The organism is Lutaonella thermophila (assembly GCF_055387725.1).
On record NZ_AP043783.1, the window covers coordinates 1,141,226 to 1,161,017 of the forward strand.

Genomic DNA, 19,792 nt, shown 5'->3' on the forward strand with positions numbered 1-19,792 from the left:
TGTGATTGTGTTGTTTAAAATTGCTACAAAAATACGCTTAATTATGAAATGGTTATGTTGAAAAATTAAAAAAGCAAAATCAAAATAGTATCTTTGCCACTCTAAAAATTAGAATTGTTGATACAACTCGAAGATAAATACTTTATTCCGTTTATTTCATCAGCAGAAATTCAGGAACAAGTAAAAAGAGTTGCCCACGAAGTTGCAGAAGATTTTAAGGATGAGGTGCCAATTTTTATTTGTGTCTTGAACGGAGCATTTATGTTTGCTGCAGACTTTTTAAAAGCCTATCCGTACCCGTGTGAAGTTAGCTTTGTAAAGTTAAGCTCTTACAGAGGTATTTCGTCTACCGGTATTGTAAAAACATTGTTAGATGTACCGGAAAATGTAAAAGGCAGAAGCGTAGTTATTTTAGAAGACATAATAGATACCGGAAGAACACTTAAAGAGTTGCTACACATATTTTCTGATATTAATGTAAAAAGATTTAAAATTGCAGCTATGTTTTACAAACCTGAGGCGTACAATGGGGAGTATAACATAGATTATGTTGGTATAAAAATTCCGAACAAATTTATTGTTGGCTACGGTTTAGATTACAACGAGCTTGGCCGTAACCTACCAGATGTTTATCAATTAAAAGAAACACACATGATTAACTTAGTGCTTTTTGGGAAACCCGGAGCAGGTAAAGGAACGCAAGCAAAATTTTTAAAAGACAAATACAATTTAAAACATATCTCTACCGGCGAGGTGTTTAGATATAATATTAAAAATGGTACCGATTTAGGTAAAGAAGCCAAAACATATATAGATAAAGGAGAGCTGGTGCCCGACAGTATTACTATACAAATGCTTGAAGAAGAGGTAAATAAAAATCCTGATGCAAACGGATTTATTTTTGATGGTTTCCCAAGAACCATTGCACAAGCAGAGGCGCTAGATAATTTGCTTAGTGCAAAAGACATGAAAATAGACGCTACCATTGCTTTAGAAGCCGATGAGAACGTGCTTTTACAACGCCTTTTAGAGCGCGGTAAAGTAAGTGGGCGCACTGATGATCAGGATGAAGAAAAAATTAAAAACCGCTTTGAAGAATATAATCAAAAAACAGCACCTCTTATAGACTACTATAAAAAACAAGGGAAATTTTATAGTGTAAACGGTATTGGAGAAATTAATGAAATAACAGATAGATTAAGTAAAGTAATAGATGAGCTCTAACGTTAACTATATACAAAACTTAAACGCACAACTCGAGCCACTACGTAAACAAATAGTGGCTCATTCTTTATACAACAATGTACACTCTGTACAAGATTTAACCGTTTTTATGCAATATCATGTATTTGCTGTGTTTGATTTTATGTCGCTCTTAAAAGCATTGCAAAACATGTATACACAAACACATGTGCCTTGGACACCAAAAGGAGATCCAAAAATTAGACGCTTTATAAACGAGATAGTTCTTGGCGAAGAAAGCGATTTAGACGCACAAGGAAACACAATGAGCCATTTTGAGATGTATTTGCAGGCTATGCAACAAGCTAATGCTAACACTCAGTCAATTGAAAGTTTTATAGGTGCACTTAATCAACAAAAAAATATTTCAGAAGCTTTACAAATAGCTCAAGCTCCCCAAGCCATTAAAGATTTTGTAAACTTCACTTTTTCTGTAATTAACACTAACGAAGCTCATAAAATTGCAGCTGTTTTCACCTTCGGAAGAGAAGATTTAATTCCGAATATGTTTTTAAGCTTGGTAAAAAACATACAGAACCAAGTTGCCAATAAGTTAGATAAATTTGTTTATTATCTTGAAAGACATATTGAGTTAGATGGTGATGAGCACGGACCAATTGCTTTACAAATGATTAGTGAGTTGTGTGGAGATGATGCAAATAAATGGGAAGATTGCTTACAAGTTAGCAAACAAGCATTATTACACAGAAAGCAATTGTGGGATGGTGCTTTACAAGAAATAAAAAACAAAGCTGTATTAACAAGCTAAAAAACTAAAACAATGACCGAAGGTAATTTTGTAGATTATGTTAAAGTATATGTAACGTCTGGGAATGGAGGTAAGGGGTCTACACACCTTCGAAGAGAAAAATATGTAGCCAAGGGAGGTCCGGATGGTGGAGATGGTGGTAGAGGCGGTCATGTAATTATTAAAGGAAATAAAAATCTTTGGACACTATATCATTTTAAATTTAAGAAACATTTTAGAGCCGGACACGGAGAACACGGAAGTAAAAACCGAAGCACCGGAGCAGACGGAGAAGATGTGTATTTAGAGGTACCTCTGGGAACTGTAGTTAGAGATACAGAAACCAACCGGATTTTATTTGAAATAACCGAAGACGGCCAAGAAAAAATTATAGCTCAAGGTGGTAAAGGAGGTAGAGGAAATTGGCATTTTAAAAGTGCAACCAACCAAACTCCTCGGTATGCTCAACCTGGATTGCCCGGCGAAGAAAAACGTATTACGTTAGAGTTAAAAGTATTGGCAGATGTTGGCTTAGTTGGGTTCCCTAATGCAGGTAAATCTACGTTGTTGTCTGTTATTACATCGGCAAAACCTAAAATTGCTGACTACGAGTTTACTACCTTAAAACCTAACTTAGGAATTGTTAAATATAGAGACTTTAAAACCTTTGTAATGGCCGATATTCCCGGAATTATAGAAGGAGCGGCAGAAGGTAAGGGTCTTGGTCATTACTTTTTAAGACACATAGAACGTAACGCAACATTGCTTTTTTTAATACCTGCAGATAGTAAAGACATAGTAAAAGAGTATAATATTTTACTGGACGAATTAAGAAGGTACAACCCGGAACTGCTAGATAAAAACAGGCTCATTGCTATTTCTAAATCAGATATGTTAGACAATGAGTTAAAGGCAGAACTTAAGGAAGAACTAGATAAAGTTTTTACAACAACCCCTTATCTTTTTATCTCTTCGGTTGCCCAACAGGGTATTACAGAGCTAAAAGACAAACTCTGGCAAATGCTTAATGAAGAGGCTTAAAAGGGAACGCTTTTTGTGTTATATTTAAATAAAAAACATGAAAGTTAAAGGGGTACTATTAGTATTAGCATGTTTTGTTTTTGGTTGTTCTTCACCAAGAGTAGTATATGATTTTGATTATCATACTAATTTCAGCACCCTGAAAACCTATGCTATTTATAACCACCTAGATACAGGACTTAGTGATTTAGACACTAAGAGGTTATTAGAGGTCTTAAACACATCTATTACTAACTTAGGTTTTAAGCACAGCAATAACCCAGATTTTTATATAAATGTAACTACTAAAAAATTAGAAGTTACTCCTAATAGTCAGGTTGGAGTAGGAGTTGGCGGTACAGGACGAAATGTTGGAGGTGGTGTTTCTGTTGGGATTCCTTTAGGAAGCAATATGCCTATAACACAATTTACTTTTGATGTTGTTGATGCATCAACCAATCAACTTATTTGGCAAGCTATTGCCGAACATAAAATTAGCGAAAAGGCATCACCAGACACAAAAAAGGAACAACTAAAAATAGTAGTAAATGCTGTTTTTAAAAACTTTCCTCCATCAAACAAATGAAGCATTTTATTTTAATAATATTTATAACTTTTTGCTTATCGGTCTATAAAACAACTGCACAAGAGCATATAATTGTGCAAGTAGATTCTTTATTAAAAAGAAAAAACTATAATGAAGCTAAACAATTACTTATTACCCAAATTAACACTAATAAATCGGATGATTTAATTGAAAAACTGGGAGATGTATATGGTTTAGAAGAGAATTGGGATAAAGCCATAGAATATTATAAAATGCTAGTTAAAAGCAACCCCAAAAGTGCAAATTATAATTATAAGTTGGGAGGAGTTTTGGGAATGAAAGCCTTGTCGGTAAATAAATTTAAAGCACTTGGGTTAATATCAGATGTTAAATATCATTTTACACTTGCTGCAAACTTAAATAAAGAACACATAGATGTAAGATGGGCACTGATAGAATTGTATTTGCAATTACCAGGAATTTTAGGAGGAAGTATAAAGAAAGCTAAAGAATATGCCTCAGAGTTAGAAAGCCAATCACCAATAGAAGGGTATTTGGCAAAAGCCTATATTGCAGACTACACAAATAATAAAGAAGAGCATAAAAAATGGTCTATAAAAGCCATTAATCTTGCAGAAAATATTAGTAGTACCTACCCCAGAGTTAATATACACTACCAACTTGGTAAAATAGCTTCAACATACAATGTTGCATTAAACACCGGTTTAAAACATCTTACATGGTTTGTGAAAAGGCATAATCAATCAAATAACATAAAAGTAGAGTGGGTGTACTATCATATAGCTAAAATTTACTTGCTGAAAAACCAACAAGACAAAGCAAAAACTTATATAGCAAAGGCCTTAAAAGCAAACCCTGATTTTAATGAGGCTATAAAACTCAAGAAAAAGTATTTATAGTTTTCTTCTTTGCTGCATAGCACATCAAATAATTATCTTTACCCAAAAATTTTAAATATGCACATTCATTTTATAGCTATTGGCGGAAGCGCCATGCATAATTTAGCTATAGCACTACATAACAAAGGATATAAAATAACCGGAAGCGACGATATTATTTTTGAGCCCTCTAAAAGCCGATTAGAAAGTAAAGGTTTGTTGCCGGAATCTTTTGGTTGGTTTCCTGATAAAATAACTAAAAATGTTGATGCTGTTATTTTAGGAATGCACGCTAAACCCGATAATCCTGAGCTTATAAAAGCGCAAGAATTAGGGCTTACAATTTATTCGTACCCTGAGTTTTTATACGAGCATTCTAAATATAAAACCAGAGTTGTTATTGGCGGAAGCCACGGTAAAACCACTATTACCTCTATGATATTACATGTGTTAAATTATCATAGCGTAACAACAGATTATATGGTTGGTGCTCAATTAGATGGTTTTGAAACCATGGTGCAGCTATCTAATGAAAATGATTTTATTGTGTTAGAAGGCGATGAATATTTATCTTCTGCTATAGATAGGCGACCTAAATTTCACTTATACAAACCCAATATTGCATTGCTTAGTGGTATTGCCTGGGATCATATAAATGTATTTAAAACGTTTGATGATTATGTAGAGCAGTTTAAAATTTTTATAGAATCTATAACGCCCGGAGGTATTTTGGTTTATAATGAAGAAGATGAAATTGTTAAGCAATTAGTAGAAGATACAACGGCACCAATTAAAAAATATCCATACAAAACCCCCGACTATTTTATTGAAGACGGTGAAACCTATTTGCAAACTTCAGAAGGGCCATTACCGGTATCTGTTTTTGGAAAGCATAATCTAAATAATTTGGCCGGCGCTAAATGGATTTGCCAACATATGGGAATAGACGAAATAGATTTTTACGAAGCAATAGCATCGTTTAAAGGGGCAAGCAAACGTTTAGAAAAAATAGCAGAAAACAACAGCTCGGTTATATATAAAGATTTTGCTCATTCACCAAGCAAAGTAAAAGCAACTACACAAGCCGTAGCAGAGCAATATTCTAACAAAAAAATAGTAGCTTGTTTAGAGTTACATACTTATAGCAGTCTTAATGCTAATTTTTTAGAGCAATACAAAGGAACACTAAATGCAGCACAAGAAGCAGTAGTTTTTTATTCGCCTAAAGCAGTTGAAATTAAAAAATTACAGCCGGTTTCTAAAGAGCAAATTGCAAACGCATTTAACAGAACCGATTTACAAATATTTACAAATCCGGAAGATTTTAAAGCGTTTTTATTTTCTAAAAACTTAGAAAATACAGCTTTGTTGCTAATGAGTTCCGGAGATTATGGCGGGTTAGATTTTAATGAGGTAGCTAACCTGGTTAAATAATATGTTTAACGTTGGTTGTGGGCTTCATACAGAGCATTAATAAAAGCAGAAATGTCTTTTTTCTGGCTCTCAATAAGCGCTTTTTTTGCAAGCTCTTGATCGGTTTTTAATTTATCTTGAGATAATTTAAACTTGCCTTCCCATTGTGTTATTGCAATTTCAAAACCTACAATGTAAGGTAAGGCAGCATCCATTTTAGGATTATCTGGGGTTAATTTAAACTTATGCTCGGGTGCTTCTAAAAAAGAAGTCATATTTAACATAGTTTGTTTTACTTTTTTTAAATCTGTGTATCGGGTAATAGTGCCTTTTACATGAGCAATTATATAGTTCCATGTAGGTAACTGTTTGGTGCTATACACAGAAGGAGATATATAGCAATCAGGGCCATAAAAAATAGCAGTAGCCTCTGCTCCGTCTGTTAAAGTGGCAACCTGTGGGTTGTATTTATCAATATGCCCCACTAATTTACCAAGAGTAGAATCATGCTCTCTCTCAAAAACCAAAGGTATATGTGTTATAAAAGGGATGTTATTTTTTACGGTTATTAATGTAGCAAACGGATATTGCTTAATAACATTAATAACATTGTTGTAATTGTTTTCCTGATGATGTTTTGGAGGATAGTTCACAATAAATAATTAAACACCAAATTGAGTTAAATGATGGTTTAAGTGCTTATACTGCATTTTGCCCCACTGCTCTGTAGTAAATTTTCCAAAGAAAGGATGCGTGGGCCAGTTATTATTATCTTTTAAAGAAACAAAATGATTAATTTGTTTAAGAAGTTCGTTTTTTTCGGTTTCAAACTCATGTTCTGAAGTTATTTTAAAATCAGAAGGCGTTGGAAGATTTTTTTTCCAAGGGGTATCATTGTACATATGCTTTTTGTACATTTTAAATAATAACTTTTTAAAAAAGTTTGGCTTACTTTTTAAAGCCATACTTCCGTCGGCTACTTTAAAAGGTAGTTGGCAATGTTTTAGCATTTGCCCAACACTCATGCTTCCCCATTGGGGTTGCGTGTCTTTAGAGAGCTTTTCTATACGTTCTTTTACTTCGGTAAATGTATCAGCATCAAATAAAGATTTCATTGTATTAGTTTTTACTTTTTTGAAAAGTACAATTTTTTATCTTTATAAAAAAAGTAATCTTGACGCACAAACCCATTTCGTTCTCTATAAAACAATGGTCTGATGAAGATCGTCCCAGAGAAAAACTTCTAAAAAAAGGAACCGCTTCTTTAAGTGACGCAGAACTTATAGCAATTTTAATAGGTAGTGGTAATAAACAAGAAAGTGCTGTAGCGCTCTCTAAACGTATTTTAGCACAAAACAATAACCAATTAAACACGCTCGGCAAACAAACTATACAGCAATTAATGCAATTTAAAGGCATTGGTGAGGCTAAAGCCATTAGTATTGCAGCTGCATTAGAGTTGGGTAAACGACGACGCTCTGAACAAGCTGCACAACTACCCAAAATAATGTCAAGTAAAACAGTTTTTGAATTGTTACAACCTACAATTGGAGAGCTACCTCACGAAGAGTTCTGGATTTTATATTTAAACAATGCCAATAAAGTGTTGCAATCTACACAACTAAGTAAAGGAGGTATTACTGGCACTTTAGTTGATGTTAGGTTGGCTTTAAAACACGCATTAACGCTTGGAGCTGTTGCTGTTATTTTAGCCCACAATCATCCGTCAGGAACATTACAACCAAGCACAGCCGATGTAAAACTTACCCAAAAAATGCAAACAGCATGTAATGCTTTAGATATAGCTATGCTAGATCATTTAATTATAACCGAAAAAACGTACTTTAGCTTTGCAGACGAAGGGTTGTTGTAACTATGGTTTTAATTTTCACTCACAAAGTCACTCCAAGATTAACGTATATAATGAAGCATGTTTTTACCAGAATGCTTCAAATAGAGGTGAATTTTACCACTAAAGTAGAGGAGTTTATAGCACATTCAGGTCCTAAGCTAACCTACTCAAAACAACCATTACAAAACGAATTTTTTATAAAAAGCCACGATTTACTCTTTGAGCAAGGATTAAATGATTATGATGTAAAAGTACAAGACTGGTATGGTGTTCCTTGTTTTTTTGGTGTTCCGGAGCAGTGTAGTTTACCTTTTGATGTTTTTGCAGCAAGTTTTTATTTGTTAAGTCGGTACGAAGAGTATTTGCCACATGTAAAAGATGAGCACGGAAGATACCCTTACCAAGAAAGTATAGCTTTTAAAAACAATTTTTTACAATTACCTGTGGTAGATATTTGGGTTTTACGATTGTTTGAAGCATTAAAGGAGAGGTTTCCAGAAATACAAAACCCATCAAAGCAATACAATCAAATATCTTTAATAGATGTAGCAGTTTCATCTGAGTTTACCGGGAGGGGTATTATCAGAACAATTGCCGGGTATCTGTTAGACCTGAGCCAATTTAGACTCAAAAGAGTTTTGCAGAGAACGCTGGTTTTACTGAAAATTAAAAAAGATCCGTTTAACAATTTTGATTGGCTTATAGCTTTACATAAGCGGTTTAAAACACACATAATTTTCTTTTTCTTACTGGCAGATTATGCTACTTACGATAAAAATATTTCTGTTAATACAAATAGCTTACGGTATTTAATTAAACATGTAGCAGATTATAGTATAGTTTCTCTGATGGCTTCTTACCAATCTGTAGGTTTTTTAGAGGTTTTAAAACAGGAAAGAAAAAGATTAATAGAGATTATTAACAGACCGGTTAAACGAATTAGGTTTAGGTTTAATAGAATAATAATACCCGAAACGTATCAAGAAATTGTAGAAGCAGAATTTAATGAAGATTATTCTATGGGGTACGATGGTGTTTTGGGGTTTAGAGCAGGAACTTGCTCCCCTTTTTATTTTTTTGATGTAAGTCATGAAACCCAATTACCTGTAAAAATTAATCCATTCTGCGTTCATACAACAGCACTCAGTAAAATAGAAACTCAAGATACAATTGTAAAAACAGTACAAGAGCTCAAAAAAAGTGTCAAGTCTGTTAACGGAACATTTATTTCGGTTTTTTTAAATGATTTTCTTGGTACAAAAAACACAGTAAATTGGAAAGAAGTTTATAAAACAATTTTGTCTGATGAAGCTTAGAAACATTATTACAGATGTTTTTTTTGACTTAGATCATACCTTATGGGATTTTGAAAAAAACTCGGCATTAACATTTAAAAAAATACTTAATGAGCATAATGTACCCGTAGCTTTAAATGATTTTTTAGAAGTTTATGTGCCAATTAATTTTGAGTATTGGAAACTTTATAGAGAAGAAAAAATAACTAAAAAAGATTTAAGGTATTACAGGTTAAAAAACACATTTACTAAGTTAAAAATTGAAGCATCAGATGATTTAATTTTCACACTATCTGAAGAATACATAAAATATTTACCATCTTTTGGACATTTATTTAATCATACAACAGAAGTTTTGCAGTACTTAAAAGCTCATTACAAACTTCATATTATAACAAACGGTTTTCATGAAGTACAGCATTATAAACTACGCTCGGCACAAATTATAGATTATTTTACTCACATTATTAATTCAGAAATGGTTGGGGTAAAAAAACCAAATCCTCTTATATTTGAATTTGCTTTACAAAAAGCTAATGTATCACCAAAGCAATCCATTATGATTGGAGATAACTTAGAGGCAGACATTTTAGGAGCTAAAAATGTTGGTATGCATGCGCTTCATTTTAATTCTAACAATCAAAATAAACATAACCACGCACAAATAATTACTAGTCTTTTAGAAATAAAAAACTATTTATAGAGTTATACTATTTAGTAAATAAAGGTATGACTGGTTATGAAGTGTAGTTTACAAAACATTTTTTGCAAAGTATCTTTACAAAAAGGGTTATTATTTACTACTTTTTTGCTCTTATTATCTTGTGTTAAGGATGTAGATTTTAATCAGGCAGAAGACTTTCAGGCTACTCCTGTATATACTGCCAATCTTGTTTTTTTTGAGCTAACTGCACAAGAAATGGCCCAAGCACCACAACCAATAAATTTTACAGACAACACATCGTTTAGGGTTTTAACAGAAGAAGGATTTATACAAGACAATACCATAAGAGCCCAATTGTTTTTAGAGTTTACCAATACAATAGGGCAACCTTTTAGTATTCAAGTAACACTATTAGATGATAACGATCAGGTTACAGATACTTTCCAGATTAATATTCCGGCCTCTTCGGGAGCTGAGGTTGTCAGAAATACAACTAGAGATTACCAAGGTCAAAATTTAGATGCATTTTTACAAACCACCCAAATTGTAATAAATTTTCAGGGTAATGTAACAGCCCAAGATACTGGTACTTTACAATTAAAATCATCAGGAACTTTATATATGTTGTTTGAATGAGAAAACTAACAATTACCATAGTGCTATTATTATGGGGAATGGTTGGGTTTTCGCAAAACAACCAAACCCTGTATGGTTTTACTAAAATCCCACAATCTCTTTTATTAAACCCTGGGGCCGATGTAAATTTTAATGGCTACGTTGGAGTACCGGCGCTTTCAGGAATTCAAATAAATGCAAGATCAAGTGGAATTTCGATTTACGATTTATTTGCAGATAATAACATAGATTTTAACGTTAAAGTAGCTCAAGCAATTAATGATCTTAATTTTAGAGACGATTTTGGAGTTACCCAGCAATTAGAATTAATTTCTGTAGGCTTTAAAGGAAACAGATGGCATGAAAACACATTTTACTCTATGGGAGTATATCAGGAGTTAGATGCCTATGCATTTTGGCCAGATGATCCAGCTGTTTTATTTTATGATGGTAATTTTAATCATATAGGCAGAAAATTTGATTTAGGCCAGATACTTGCCCGAGGAGAGTTACTTACAGTATTTCATTTTGGAATTAATAAAAAAATAAACAATAAATTACGAGTAGGAGGTAGGGCTAAATTGTACAATAGTATCATAGAAGTTTCTAGCATTAATAACAGGGGAGCATTTACTACAGAATTAGGTTCAGATAATGTATACACACAAACATTAAGTGTAAACATGTCTGTAAAAACTGCCGGTATTAAAGATTTAGACGAGAGTGATAATGCAGGCAAAACATTACTTACAAGGGCTCTTTTAGGAGGAAACTTAGGATTAGGGTTAGATGTAGGATTTACATATAATTTAAATAGACAAGAAAAAATAGCTGCCAGTTTACAAGACATAGGTTTTGTTTGGTACACAAAAAACATAGAAAATTATAACGCATTGGGCTTTTATACCTACCAAGGTATAGAGTTGTTATTCCCGCAAATTGCTAACGCATCTAGCGCAGAGGATTATTGGGAAGATTTAAAACAAGAAATAGAAGAAAGTATAGTATATACTAAAAATAGTTCATCTTACATCAGATTAAGGCCATTAAAACTAAGAGCACTTTACAGTTATGGATTTGGAGAAAGAGAGGTAGAAGAATGTAATTGCCTTTTACCATTAGAGCTTAATCCGTACAGAAATTACGTAGGATTACAGTTATACGGAATCATGCGCCCAAGAGGACCTCAGGTAGCCTTAACCGGATTTTATCAAAAACATTTATTCTCTTTTTTAGATGCTAAAGCAACATTTACGGTAGATAAATACTCGTTTTCTAATTTAGGGTTAGGGGTATCGTCTCAAATTGGTACTATAAATATATATGCTATGGCCGATAATATTTTAAGCTATGGGAATCTTGCTAAGGCTAATGCTATTTCATTTCAATTTGGGATTAACTATATTGCAAAACCTAATGTAAAAAAGAAAATACTATAGCGTATGAAAAAGATATTGCTTTTGGGGGTAACACTTTTAAGTTTTATTACAACAGCACAAAAAAGTATAAATAACTACGAGTATATAGTTGTACCGGTTAAATTTAACTTTCAGAAAAGAGATAACCAGCACAGGATAAACACAATTACTAAGTTTTTATTTGAAAAGTACGGTTTTAAAGCCGTTTATAGTAGTAATATGCCTTTGCACATTAAAGCTAATCCTTGTAAAGCGCTACATGCTAATGTTGTAGATAATTCAAACGTTTTTACCACAAAGGTTCGTGTTGAGATTACAGACTGTAATGGGAAAGTTCTTTACACAACACCAGAGGCAGCTAATAAAATTAAAGATTATGAAACGGCTTATAAAACAGCTTTAGAAGAAGCTTTTAAGGATATGGTCATTTTAAATTATCAATATGAGTCTTTAGAGAGTGATCCTGAAGAAGAAATAACTACAGATATAAAATCCGAACCAACTAACAAACCTGAAGAAAAACCTATTAAAATAGTAAAGGCAGAAAACAAACAAGATTCAGAAGAGGTTTTAAACAAGCAGCCTATTTTAAAACCAAATATGCTTTATGCGCAACCTATAGAGAATGGTTATCAATTAATTGATAGTACTCCAAAAGTGGTATATATTATTAAAAAAACAAGTTCTGAAAATGAATTTATTGTTACCAGTGGAGGAATATTAAAAAAAGTAAATGGAGTTTGGATTTTAGAGTTTTACGAAGACAATAAATTACAGCGAAAACAACTAAACATTAAGTTTTAATAGTTGTATTTGTCTTTCCAACGCGTTTTTAAAAAGTCTCTAATAGCTTTTTCTCTGGTATTATTTCCAGGCTCAAATAGCTTTGTATTTGCAATAGCTTCGGGTAAAAACTCATGTGACACAAAGTTATTCTCATAATCGTGAGCATATTTGTAGTTTTCACCGTAACCAAGCTCTTTCATTAATTTGGTTGGAGCATTTCTAATAGAAAGAGGCACCGGCAAATCGCCGGTTTCACGAACTAATTTTTGAGCGTTTTTAATAGCCATATACGAGGCGTTGCTTTTAGGAGAAGTTGCTAAGTAAATAGCGCACTGGCTTAATATTATACGAGCCTCAGGATACCCGATTGTGGTTACCGCCTGAAAAGTATTATTAGCAATAACCAATGCAGTAGGATTTGCATTGCCAATATCTTCTGAGGCTAAAATTAGCATTCGTCTGGCAATAAACTTAACGTCTTCGCCTCCTTCTATCATCCTAGCCAACCAATATACAGCAGCATTAGGATCACTTCCTCGGATAGATTTTATAAATGCAGAAATAATATCGTAGTGTTGCTCTCCTGTTTTATCATACAAAACAGTGTTTTGCTGTACTTTGTCTGTTACTAATTTATTGGTTATTGTAATAGTAGAACTCTCCTCAGACATTACAATAAGCTCAAATATATTTAGCAATTTTCTAGCATCACCACCAGACAGCCTAATAATAGCTTCGGTTTCTTTTAACTTTATACTTTTTTTAGAAATAACGTCATCTTCTTTAATAGCTCTATGTAACAATGCTTCTAATTCTTCTTTAGAAAAAGGATTTAAAGTATAAACTTGACATCTAGACAGCAAAGCGGGAATAACTTCAAAACTAGGGTTTTCTGTTGTTGCACCAATTAAGGTAACCCAACCTTTTTCTACAGCTCCGAGCAATGAATCTTGTTGCGATTTACTAAATCTGTGGATTTCATCAATAAATAAAATTGGGTTTTTTGTGGTAAATAAACCATCGCTTTTTTTTGCCTTTTCAATAACTTCTCTCACATCTTTTACACCAGAGCTAATAGCACTTAGGGTATAAAACGGGCGACCACTTTCATGAGCAATTATATTAGCTAATGTTGTTTTTCCGGTTCCCGGAGGTCCCCAGAAAATTAGAGAAGGAATCACTCCAGACTTTATTTGTTGTGTTAGTGCACCATTACTACCAACTAAATGTTGCTGACTTAAATAAGCGTCCAAAGTTTTTGGGCGCATGCGTTCTGCTAACGGTATATTCATAGTGTAAAGGTACTACAAAACCAAAAACTAAAATAGGGTTGTAGTTTAGTTTATATTATCTTTAAATTGTAGAAATGAAAACTTTAGAAACTAAAAATAAGATATACCAAGCTGTATTTATTCCACTTTCATTTGTGTTTTTACTATGGTTTGTTTTTTGGATAGAAACAAATTTTAAGATTGATTTTTCTTCTTATGGTATTTATCCAAGAACAATTAGTGGGTTAAAAGGAGTTCTATTTAGTCCGTTTATACACGGTTCACTTTCTCATTTATACAACAATTCTATACCCCTTTTAGTTTTAGGAGCTTCGCTTTTATTTTTTTATAAGCCTATTAGTGTACGTGTACTTTTATTTGGCTGGATAATGGGGGGTCTTTTAACTTGGCTTGTAGCAAGAGAAGCTTACCACATAGGAGCAAGCTTGTTAATTTACATGTTGGTTAGTTTTATATTTTTTACAGGAATATTATCTAAACATTTTAGATTGGTTGCGCTTTCACTCTTGGTGGTTTTTATTTATGGAAGTATGATGTGGTATGTTTTTCCGATAGAAGAAAAGATTTCTTGGGAAGGGCATTTGTCTGGTTTTATATCCGGTTTAATATTGGCCTTAATTTATGGTAAAAAAATGAAACCAGCTCCAAAATACGATTGGGAAAAACCAGACTACAACGAAGCAAGCGACCCCTTTTTACAACATTTTGATCAAGATGGAAATTTTATTGAAAATAAAGATGAGAGCACTAATGAGACTGAGAGTAAAGTGAAAATTAATTATAATTATAGAGCCAACAAATCAGATAATAATTAACTCATTCTTTGCCTAACTACTTCATAAAGTATAGCTCCACAAGCAACAGAAACATTTAAAGATTCTATTTCTCCTAAAATCGGTAGTTTACCTTTTTCATCAACTATTTTTAAAACTCCTGCAGACACACCAACATCTTCAGCACCCATAATAATGGCTAAAGGTTCTGATAGTGATAATTGGTAGATTGCCTTATCTGTTTTTTCTGTTGCAGCAACTGTTTTTATACCGGATGCTTGTAAATAGTAAACAGCATCTTTAATATGATTTACTTTGCATATTGGGACTTTAAAGGCTGCACCGGCAGAAGTTTTTACAGTATCTGCAGTAACAGGTGCTGCACCCTTTTTAGGAATAATTATACCATGAACTCCTGTACATTCAGCAGTTCTAATTATAGCGCCAAAATTTCTAACATCAGAAATATGGTCCAATACTAAAAAAAGGGGAGTTTCTCCTCTTTCTATTGTACTAATAACTAAGTTTTCAAAATCCGCATATTCAATAGGAGAGGTGATAGCTACAATGCCTTGATGATTTTTTTTGGTAAATTTATTGAGCTTTACCAATGGCACATAGCTTCTGGCTATATCGTTTTTATTAAGCAGGGTATTTAACTGGTTAAAAAGCTCTCCTTTAAGCCCTTTTTGTATAAACACTTTTTCTATTGTCTTCCCGGAGTTTATAGCTTCTATAGTAGCTCTTATGCCATAGATTTCATGGCTTTTATTCATAAAATTAATTTTTAGTATTTAATTCAACACCGTAAAGTTCTTCGTTGTTTCTCGCAGCCAACAAAAGTAATTTTTTATTTGATAGCTTTAAGCTTTTAAGTGATTTTACATTCCCCGGAATATATAAACCAGATTCATGAGCAGGAATTGGTAAGTAGCCACCTTTTTTGTTAGATAATAACACCAATCCTGTACCCATATCTAACCTAGGGGTTTCTACTTCTGTATTGTAAATATTACCAATTAAAATAAGATCGTCAAATGAATCATTATTAACATCCTTAACAACTACATCTAAAACAGGGAACATTTGTGCTGCAACTGGAAGTAATTTCTTCTCAAATTTACCGTAACCTTTATTCAATAAAAGCATGCTCCTAAACTCTGTAGCGTCAAAAGATATGGCATTCTTAAGCTTGTCACCATATATTTCATCAAGAGTAGCATTAGCAAACTCACTATACGTTGGAAACTTCTCTATTATAAAAGGCATCTGTTGTGATGAACACTCTCTACCTCTTACGGGAACATATTTATCTTTATATTTTTTACTCAAAACAATATCGAATGTTCCATTATCATCAAAATCATTTCCATAAACTTTAAAAGGCTTGTCTTTGCTTGCTTTAAATTTAATGTTTAATCCAACATTCCCAATAATATAATCAGGCAAACCATCATTATTAACATCTGTTTCTTTAACGGTAAACCACCATCCTTTTTCATTATCTACTCCAATTTCTCTAGATACATCTTTAAATGTACCTTTCATGTTCTTAAAGAAGCCAATGTGAGTCCATTCTCCAACAACAATAAAATCATCCCATCCATCTGCATTAAAATCTGTTTTAATGAGTTTATTTATTATTCCAAAATTCTCAATTTCCGGAGCAATTTCTTTTGTAACATCTTCTAAGTTTTTGTCATTGTTTTCATAAATAAAAGAATTTGCAGGTTTAGGGTATTGTTTTGGTATAATTCTATTACCTACAATAACATCTAAATCACCATCTTTATCAAAATCTAAAGAAATAACTGTTTTTCCGCTTTCTTTGTTGTTTAATAGTGTGTTTTGTGAAAGTTTCACAAAATTACCTTTACCATCATTAATATAAAGTCTGTCAGAGTATCTATCATCTCCTTTTTTAAACTCATTTCCTCCACTTATTACCATTAAATCTAAATCGGAGTCTCCATCAAAATCAAAAAACAAAGATTCCATATCCTCATGTAACCTATCTGCTTCGAATACAGATTCAGATGATTTATAGAAAGTATTTTGATTTGTTTGAATATAGAGTGTACCTGCTTGACCAGCAGCGCCACCAACATAAAAATCCTCTAAACCGTCATTGTTTACATCTGCTACTGAAAGGTGAGGCCCCAGGGTAGATTGTTTGTAAGGAAGTAATATTTCTTCTTCAAAATCATCATAAATATTTTCATTATGTTTAAAATCAATATTATAATTTTTTAAAGAAGCAGTTTTAAAAATTGTACTTTTATTGTTTTTAGGAATTGATTTCTCAATTGCATCTTTTTCATAAAAAACAAGTTCTGTATTTGTTTTTATATTAGTTTTTTGTTCTAATTTTCCTGATGGCCATTCTACAGTGATTGTATCTATTTTACTATAATTACCTAACCCAAAATGTGCAACATTTTCTACTGCAGACATATAGCCTCTCACTCTTTTTGTTTCTGAAAACTGTTTCTTATTAGCATAGGTAATTGTAACTTTTGCAAAAGGCTCTGAGGTGTTGCCTATAGTTTTAACTCTTAGATAGTTACCCAATTTTTTTTCTACAGATAAGTTTTTATATAAAAAAGCATTATCATCTATGTTATTAACTACTAAGTCTAAATCGCCATCATTATCTAAATCACCAATTGCGGCACCGTTAGAGAAAGAATAGTCTGCTAATCCCCAGCTGATTGCTTCATTATTGAAAATCAAACTGTCTTTGCTTTCATATAGAATGTTAGGAAGTTTTTCAGATGGCATTTGATGATACAATTCTTCTTGTACATTTAGAGGAATGTTATTCCCGTACATTTTTTTTGCTTCATTAACTTTCATTCTGAGGTCATTGTCTAATGCATATCTTCTATAGCCATTTGTTACATATATATCTTTTTTTTCGTCATGATTTAAATCTTCTATTAAAACTGTCCAGCTCCAATCTGTATTGGCTGTATTAGAAAGTTGGGCAATATTATGGTATTTACCGTTTCCTAAGTTTAACTGTAAGCTGTTATACATATATTGGTATTGAAACTTGGCTTTTTCAACCAAAAAATTAAATCGATCTACACTCATAGAAGCCATTAGTGTTTTGGATCTAACATGATCTGTAGAAGCCATGTCTAAAACAAAAATATCTTGTAATGCATCATTGTTTACATCTGCAATATCAACACCCATTCCGTAAAAAGAAATTTGATTTGTGGCATCTTTTATTGCATTAGAGAAAGTTCCATTTTTATTATTAATATACATAGCATCTGGTATGTAGTAATCACTTGCAATATAAATATCTAACCAACCATCATTGTTTATGTCACTAACACATAAGCCTAAACCAAACACCGGATTTAAAATTCCTGAAGATTGTGTTACATCGGTAAATTTATTCCCATCATTTCTGTAAAGTTTTGAGGTATTATAATAAAGTAAATCAGGGTTGTTTGCTAATATTTTAGAGAAGCTTATTGGGTCGTAGCCATATAGCTCGTTTTCATTCATTACAATGCAGTCTAAATCACCATCTTTATCATAGTCAAAGAAAGCAGATTGTGTGCTAATACCCATATCTGCCAAACCATATTCTTCTGCACTTTCTTTGAATGTTAAGTTTTGTTGATTTATAAAAAGAAGATTTTTTCTTTGGTCTCTTTTAAATGGGCCTCCTTGCGACACATAAATATCTTTCCAACCATCGTTATTAATATCTACAAAAGTCACTCCATTAGCCCAAAACTTTCCAACATTAATATTTGCTTGCGCTGTTACATCTTCAAATTTTAAGTTACCTTTATTTAAGTACAGTTTATTTTCTACTTGATTTCCACAAAAAAATATATCAAGTAACCCATCATTATTTATGTCTTCAATACCTACTCCTGCGCCATTGTAGAAGTAATCAAAATCAAAAAGGTTTTCAAGAGTTTTTATGTTCTCTTTTAAGTTATTTGAGAAATTAATATTGCTTTCAGAACTAGATATTTTTTCAAAAACATTAGTTGAAGCTTGCTTTGTATGGTTGTTATTTTGATGATTTTTAGTGTTGTTTGATGAATTTTTTTTGCATCCAACAAATAAAATAATAACTACTATTAAGGCTACAGTTTTAGCATTCATGTTGTTATAAAATAATTGGAGTAGGTTTAAACTTAAAATTGTGTTTGCAACAAATATTTTGACCTAAATATAAAAAAACCACCTCAAAAGAGGTGGTTTAAATTTAAAAAACATTGTTTTATAATTATGCCTTTTTAATTAGTTAGCACATAGAGTTACAGGTAATAAACCTGGAGTTCCTTCGCCAACTCCAACGGCAAGTAATAGCTCGTCGTTTGGACCATAAATTTCAAAACTAATTTCTCCATATGTATCACCAGGGAATGTCCAAGTTGCAGATTCAGTTCCAGGAGGAATAGTTACATAAGCTGTTGCGTCAAATCCGTTATTAGGAGTACACAATCCTTGGCTTTCGTCCATTTCACTTCCTGTATTACTTCCTCCGTAAGGAGAACACATACCAACAACTACTATAGTTCCATCAATATCTACATGTATACCGTCTCCACCGTTACCATCATTAGTTTGCCATCCGTCACCAAAGGTGTCATGCATTTCAACTCTGTAAGTACCAGGCTGAGGCGAACATGTAATTAAAGCATTGTATTTAAACGGAGAAGAGTAGAATCCACCGGTAATGATACCTCCGGCACTATCTGCACCGTAAGTTCTACCGTCAGTAAGATTTAATCTTAACTCAACAATGAATACATCTCCAGGGAAATAGTCGTCAGAGTCAAGTCCCATTGCAGTAGCCATTTCTGCAAAAGTTGCAGTAATAGTGCCTCTAGGTAAACCTAATGGACCGGTAGTAAATGCAGATCTCTCTATAGTTTTAACAAAAGCATCATTAACTACAGTTTCACCGTTGTCTGGTGTAAGGTCTCTAATGCTTACGTAAACATCTACGCTTTCCATTAATCCACCATCTTCTTCGTCTTGCGCTTCAACAGTCACAGAGAATTCAGAATCTGGATTACTTGAATTTAGTATAGCGTTTTGAACTTCAATGGTTCTTAATACAGCTCCTCTTTCAGGATCAAGAACTATGTCAACTGTATTTTTGCTATCCTCGCAAGAACTAAAAATTACGAACGAGGAAAATGCTAGTGTTATAAATTTTAATAAATTTTTCATAGTTTTTTAATCTT

At 32.7% G+C, this 19,792-nt stretch carries 19 protein-coding genes; 13 read left to right on the forward strand and 6 right to left on the reverse strand.

From position 1 onward, the window contains the following. Positions 1–117 precede the first annotated feature (117 nt). The 6 genes from ACZ5CF_RS05200 to ACZ5CF_RS05225 are packed head-to-tail and all read left to right on the forward strand — an operon-like array spanning position 118 to position 5,890. Positions 118–1,224 carry an adenylate kinase gene (locus ACZ5CF_RS05200; protein ID WP_464580780.1) on the forward strand — a complete coding sequence of 369 codons (1,107 nt, stop codon included), beginning with the start codon at positions 118–120 and terminating at the stop codon, positions 1,222–1,224. After that, the gene (locus ACZ5CF_RS05205; RefSeq protein ID WP_464580781.1) at positions 1,214–2,011 is read left to right on the forward strand and encodes a DUF3050 domain-containing protein; all 798 of its coding nucleotides are present in this window, start codon (positions 1,214–1,216) and stop codon (positions 2,009–2,011) included. Before ACZ5CF_RS05200 ends, ACZ5CF_RS05205 begins: the two co-directional genes overlap by 11 nt. Positions 2,012–2,023: 12 nt before the next feature. Beyond that, the gene (gene obgE / locus ACZ5CF_RS05210; protein WP_464580782.1) at positions 2,024–3,031 is read left to right on the forward strand and encodes a GTPase ObgE; all 1,008 of its coding nucleotides are present in this window, start codon (positions 2,024–2,026) and stop codon (positions 3,029–3,031) included. A 37-nt stretch (positions 3,032–3,068) separates the two neighbouring features. Continuing rightward, entirely contained in the window at positions 3,069–3,596 is a 528-nt protein-coding gene (locus ACZ5CF_RS05215) for a DUF4136 domain-containing protein (protein WP_464580783.1), read from the forward strand. Then, complete coding sequence (locus ACZ5CF_RS05220) at positions 3,593–4,477, forward strand: tetratricopeptide repeat protein (RefSeq protein WP_464580784.1); 885 nt, start codon at positions 3,593–3,595, stop codon at positions 4,475–4,477. Before ACZ5CF_RS05215 ends, ACZ5CF_RS05220 begins: the two co-directional genes overlap by 4 nt. Positions 4,478–4,534: 57 nt before the next feature. After that, positions 4,535–5,890, forward strand: coding sequence for a UDP-N-acetylmuramate--L-alanine ligase (locus ACZ5CF_RS05225; RefSeq protein ID WP_464580785.1), 1,356 nt, complete (start codon positions 4,535–4,537; stop codon positions 5,888–5,890). 5 nt (positions 5,891–5,895) lie between these two features. Here ACZ5CF_RS05225 and ACZ5CF_RS05230 read toward each other — a convergent pair whose 3' ends face one another. Both ACZ5CF_RS05230 and ACZ5CF_RS05235 read right to left on the reverse strand, forming a co-directional pair. Next, positions 5,896–6,522, reverse strand: a complete 627-nt coding sequence (locus tag ACZ5CF_RS05230) for an FMN-binding negative transcriptional regulator (RefSeq protein ID WP_464580786.1) — start codon at positions 6,520–6,522, stop codon at positions 5,896–5,898. Positions 6,523–6,531: 9 nt separating this feature from the next. Next, entirely contained in the window at positions 6,532–6,984 is a 453-nt protein-coding gene (locus tag ACZ5CF_RS05235; protein WP_464580787.1) for a DUF1569 domain-containing protein, read from the reverse strand. Between the two features lie 59 nt (positions 6,985–7,043). Between ACZ5CF_RS05235 and radC the strand changes: the two genes are divergently transcribed. From radC to ACZ5CF_RS05265, 6 genes are read left to right on the forward strand one after another with little or no spacing between them, the layout of a single operon-like run. After that, positions 7,044–7,742, forward strand: coding sequence for a RadC family protein (gene radC / locus ACZ5CF_RS05240; RefSeq protein WP_464580788.1), 699 nt, complete (start codon positions 7,044–7,046; stop codon positions 7,740–7,742). A gap of 2 nt (positions 7,743–7,744) precedes the next feature. After that, entirely contained in the window at positions 7,745–9,037 is a 1,293-nt protein-coding gene (locus ACZ5CF_RS05245; RefSeq protein ID WP_464580789.1) for a polysaccharide deacetylase family protein, read from the forward strand. Then, a complete protein-coding gene (locus tag ACZ5CF_RS05250) occupies positions 9,027–9,719 on the forward strand; it encodes a YjjG family noncanonical pyrimidine nucleotidase (protein WP_464580790.1) in 693 nt (230 codons plus the stop codon). Before ACZ5CF_RS05245 ends, ACZ5CF_RS05250 begins: the two co-directional genes overlap by 11 nt. Before the next feature lie 36 nt (positions 9,720–9,755). Next, positions 9,756–10,316 carry a hypothetical protein gene (locus tag ACZ5CF_RS05255; protein ID WP_464580791.1) on the forward strand — a complete coding sequence of 187 codons (561 nt, stop codon included), beginning with the start codon at positions 9,756–9,758 and terminating at the stop codon, positions 10,314–10,316. Beyond that, positions 10,313–11,734: a DUF5723 family protein gene (locus tag ACZ5CF_RS05260; protein ID WP_464580792.1), complete on the forward strand. Its 1,422-nt coding sequence runs from the start codon at positions 10,313–10,315 to the stop codon at positions 11,732–11,734. The genes ACZ5CF_RS05255 and ACZ5CF_RS05260 overlap by 4 nt, the downstream gene beginning before the upstream one ends. 3 nt (positions 11,735–11,737) lie before the next feature. Beyond that, the gene (locus ACZ5CF_RS05265) at positions 11,738–12,517 is read left to right on the forward strand and encodes a hypothetical protein (RefSeq protein ID WP_464580793.1); all 780 of its coding nucleotides are present in this window, start codon (positions 11,738–11,740) and stop codon (positions 12,515–12,517) included. Here the strand turns inward: ACZ5CF_RS05265 and ACZ5CF_RS05270 are convergent. Next, entirely contained in the window at positions 12,514–13,791 is a 1,278-nt protein-coding gene (locus ACZ5CF_RS05270) for a replication-associated recombination protein A (RefSeq protein WP_464580794.1), read from the reverse strand. The genes ACZ5CF_RS05265 and ACZ5CF_RS05270 overlap by 4 nt on opposite strands. A gap of 74 nt (positions 13,792–13,865) precedes the next feature. On the opposite strand from ACZ5CF_RS05270, the gene ACZ5CF_RS05275 reads away from it, so the two are divergent. After that, a complete protein-coding gene (locus ACZ5CF_RS05275; protein ID WP_464580795.1) occupies positions 13,866–14,606 on the forward strand; it encodes a rhomboid family intramembrane serine protease in 741 nt (246 codons plus the stop codon). Here the strand turns inward: ACZ5CF_RS05275 and rlmB are convergent. The 3 genes from rlmB to ACZ5CF_RS05290 all read right to left on the reverse strand — a co-directional run bounded on the left by rlmB (position 14,603) and on the right by ACZ5CF_RS05290 (position 19,778). Beyond that, the gene (gene rlmB / locus ACZ5CF_RS05280; RefSeq protein ID WP_464580796.1) at positions 14,603–15,340 is read right to left on the reverse strand and encodes a 23S rRNA (guanosine(2251)-2'-O)-methyltransferase RlmB; all 738 of its coding nucleotides are present in this window, start codon (positions 15,338–15,340) and stop codon (positions 14,603–14,605) included. The genes ACZ5CF_RS05275 and rlmB overlap by 4 nt on opposite strands. Positions 15,341–15,344: 4 nt before the next feature. After that, entirely contained in the window at positions 15,345–18,701 is a 3,357-nt protein-coding gene (locus tag ACZ5CF_RS05285) for a VCBS repeat-containing protein (RefSeq protein ID WP_464580797.1), read from the reverse strand. A 138-nt stretch (positions 18,702–18,839) separates the two neighbouring features. Beyond that, positions 18,840–19,778, reverse strand: coding sequence for a hypothetical protein (locus tag ACZ5CF_RS05290; RefSeq protein WP_464580798.1), 939 nt, complete (start codon positions 19,776–19,778; stop codon positions 18,840–18,842). Between the last annotated feature and the right edge of the window lie 14 nt (positions 19,779–19,792).

Bases quoted from the DNA above. Each gene is read 5' to 3' on its own strand.
- ACZ5CF_RS05205 (WP_464580781.1), top strand. From the start codon at position 1,214: ATGAGCTCTAACGTTAACTATATACAAAACTTAAACGCACAACTCGAG.
- obgE (WP_464580782.1), top strand. From the start codon at position 2,024: ATGACCGAAGGTAATTTTGTAGATTATGTTAAAGTATATGTAACGTCT.
- ACZ5CF_RS05215 (WP_464580783.1), top strand. From the start codon at position 3,069: ATGAAAGTTAAAGGGGTACTATTAGTATTAGCATGTTTTGTTTTTGGT.
- ACZ5CF_RS05220 (WP_464580784.1), top strand. From the start codon at position 3,593: ATGAAGCATTTTATTTTAATAATATTTATAACTTTTTGCTTATCGGTC.
- ACZ5CF_RS05225 (WP_464580785.1), top strand. From the start codon at position 4,535: ATGCACATTCATTTTATAGCTATTGGCGGAAGCGCCATGCATAATTTA.
- ACZ5CF_RS05235 (WP_464580787.1), bottom strand. From the start codon at position 6,984: ATGAAATCTTTATTTGATGCTGATACATTTACCGAAGTAAAAGAACGT.
- ACZ5CF_RS05245 (WP_464580789.1), top strand. From the start codon at position 7,745: ATGGTTTTAATTTTCACTCACAAAGTCACTCCAAGATTAACGTATATA.
- ACZ5CF_RS05250 (WP_464580790.1), top strand. From the start codon at position 9,027: ATGAAGCTTAGAAACATTATTACAGATGTTTTTTTTGACTTAGATCAT.
- ACZ5CF_RS05255 (WP_464580791.1), top strand. From the start codon at position 9,756: ATGAAGTGTAGTTTACAAAACATTTTTTGCAAAGTATCTTTACAAAAA.
- ACZ5CF_RS05260 (WP_464580792.1), top strand. From the start codon at position 10,313: ATGAGAAAACTAACAATTACCATAGTGCTATTATTATGGGGAATGGTT.
- ACZ5CF_RS05265 (WP_464580793.1), top strand. From the start codon at position 11,738: ATGAAAAAGATATTGCTTTTGGGGGTAACACTTTTAAGTTTTATTACA.
- ACZ5CF_RS05270 (WP_464580794.1), bottom strand. From the start codon at position 13,791: ATGAATATACCGTTAGCAGAACGCATGCGCCCAAAAACTTTGGACGCT.
- ACZ5CF_RS05275 (WP_464580795.1), top strand. From the start codon at position 13,866: ATGAAAACTTTAGAAACTAAAAATAAGATATACCAAGCTGTATTTATT.
- rlmB (WP_464580796.1), bottom strand. From the start codon at position 15,340: ATGAATAAAAGCCATGAAATCTATGGCATAAGAGCTACTATAGAAGCT.
- ACZ5CF_RS05285 (WP_464580797.1), bottom strand. From the start codon at position 18,701: ATGAATGCTAAAACTGTAGCCTTAATAGTAGTTATTATTTTATTTGTT.
- ACZ5CF_RS05290 (WP_464580798.1), bottom strand. From the start codon at position 19,778: ATGAAAAATTTATTAAAATTTATAACACTAGCATTTTCCTCGTTCGTA.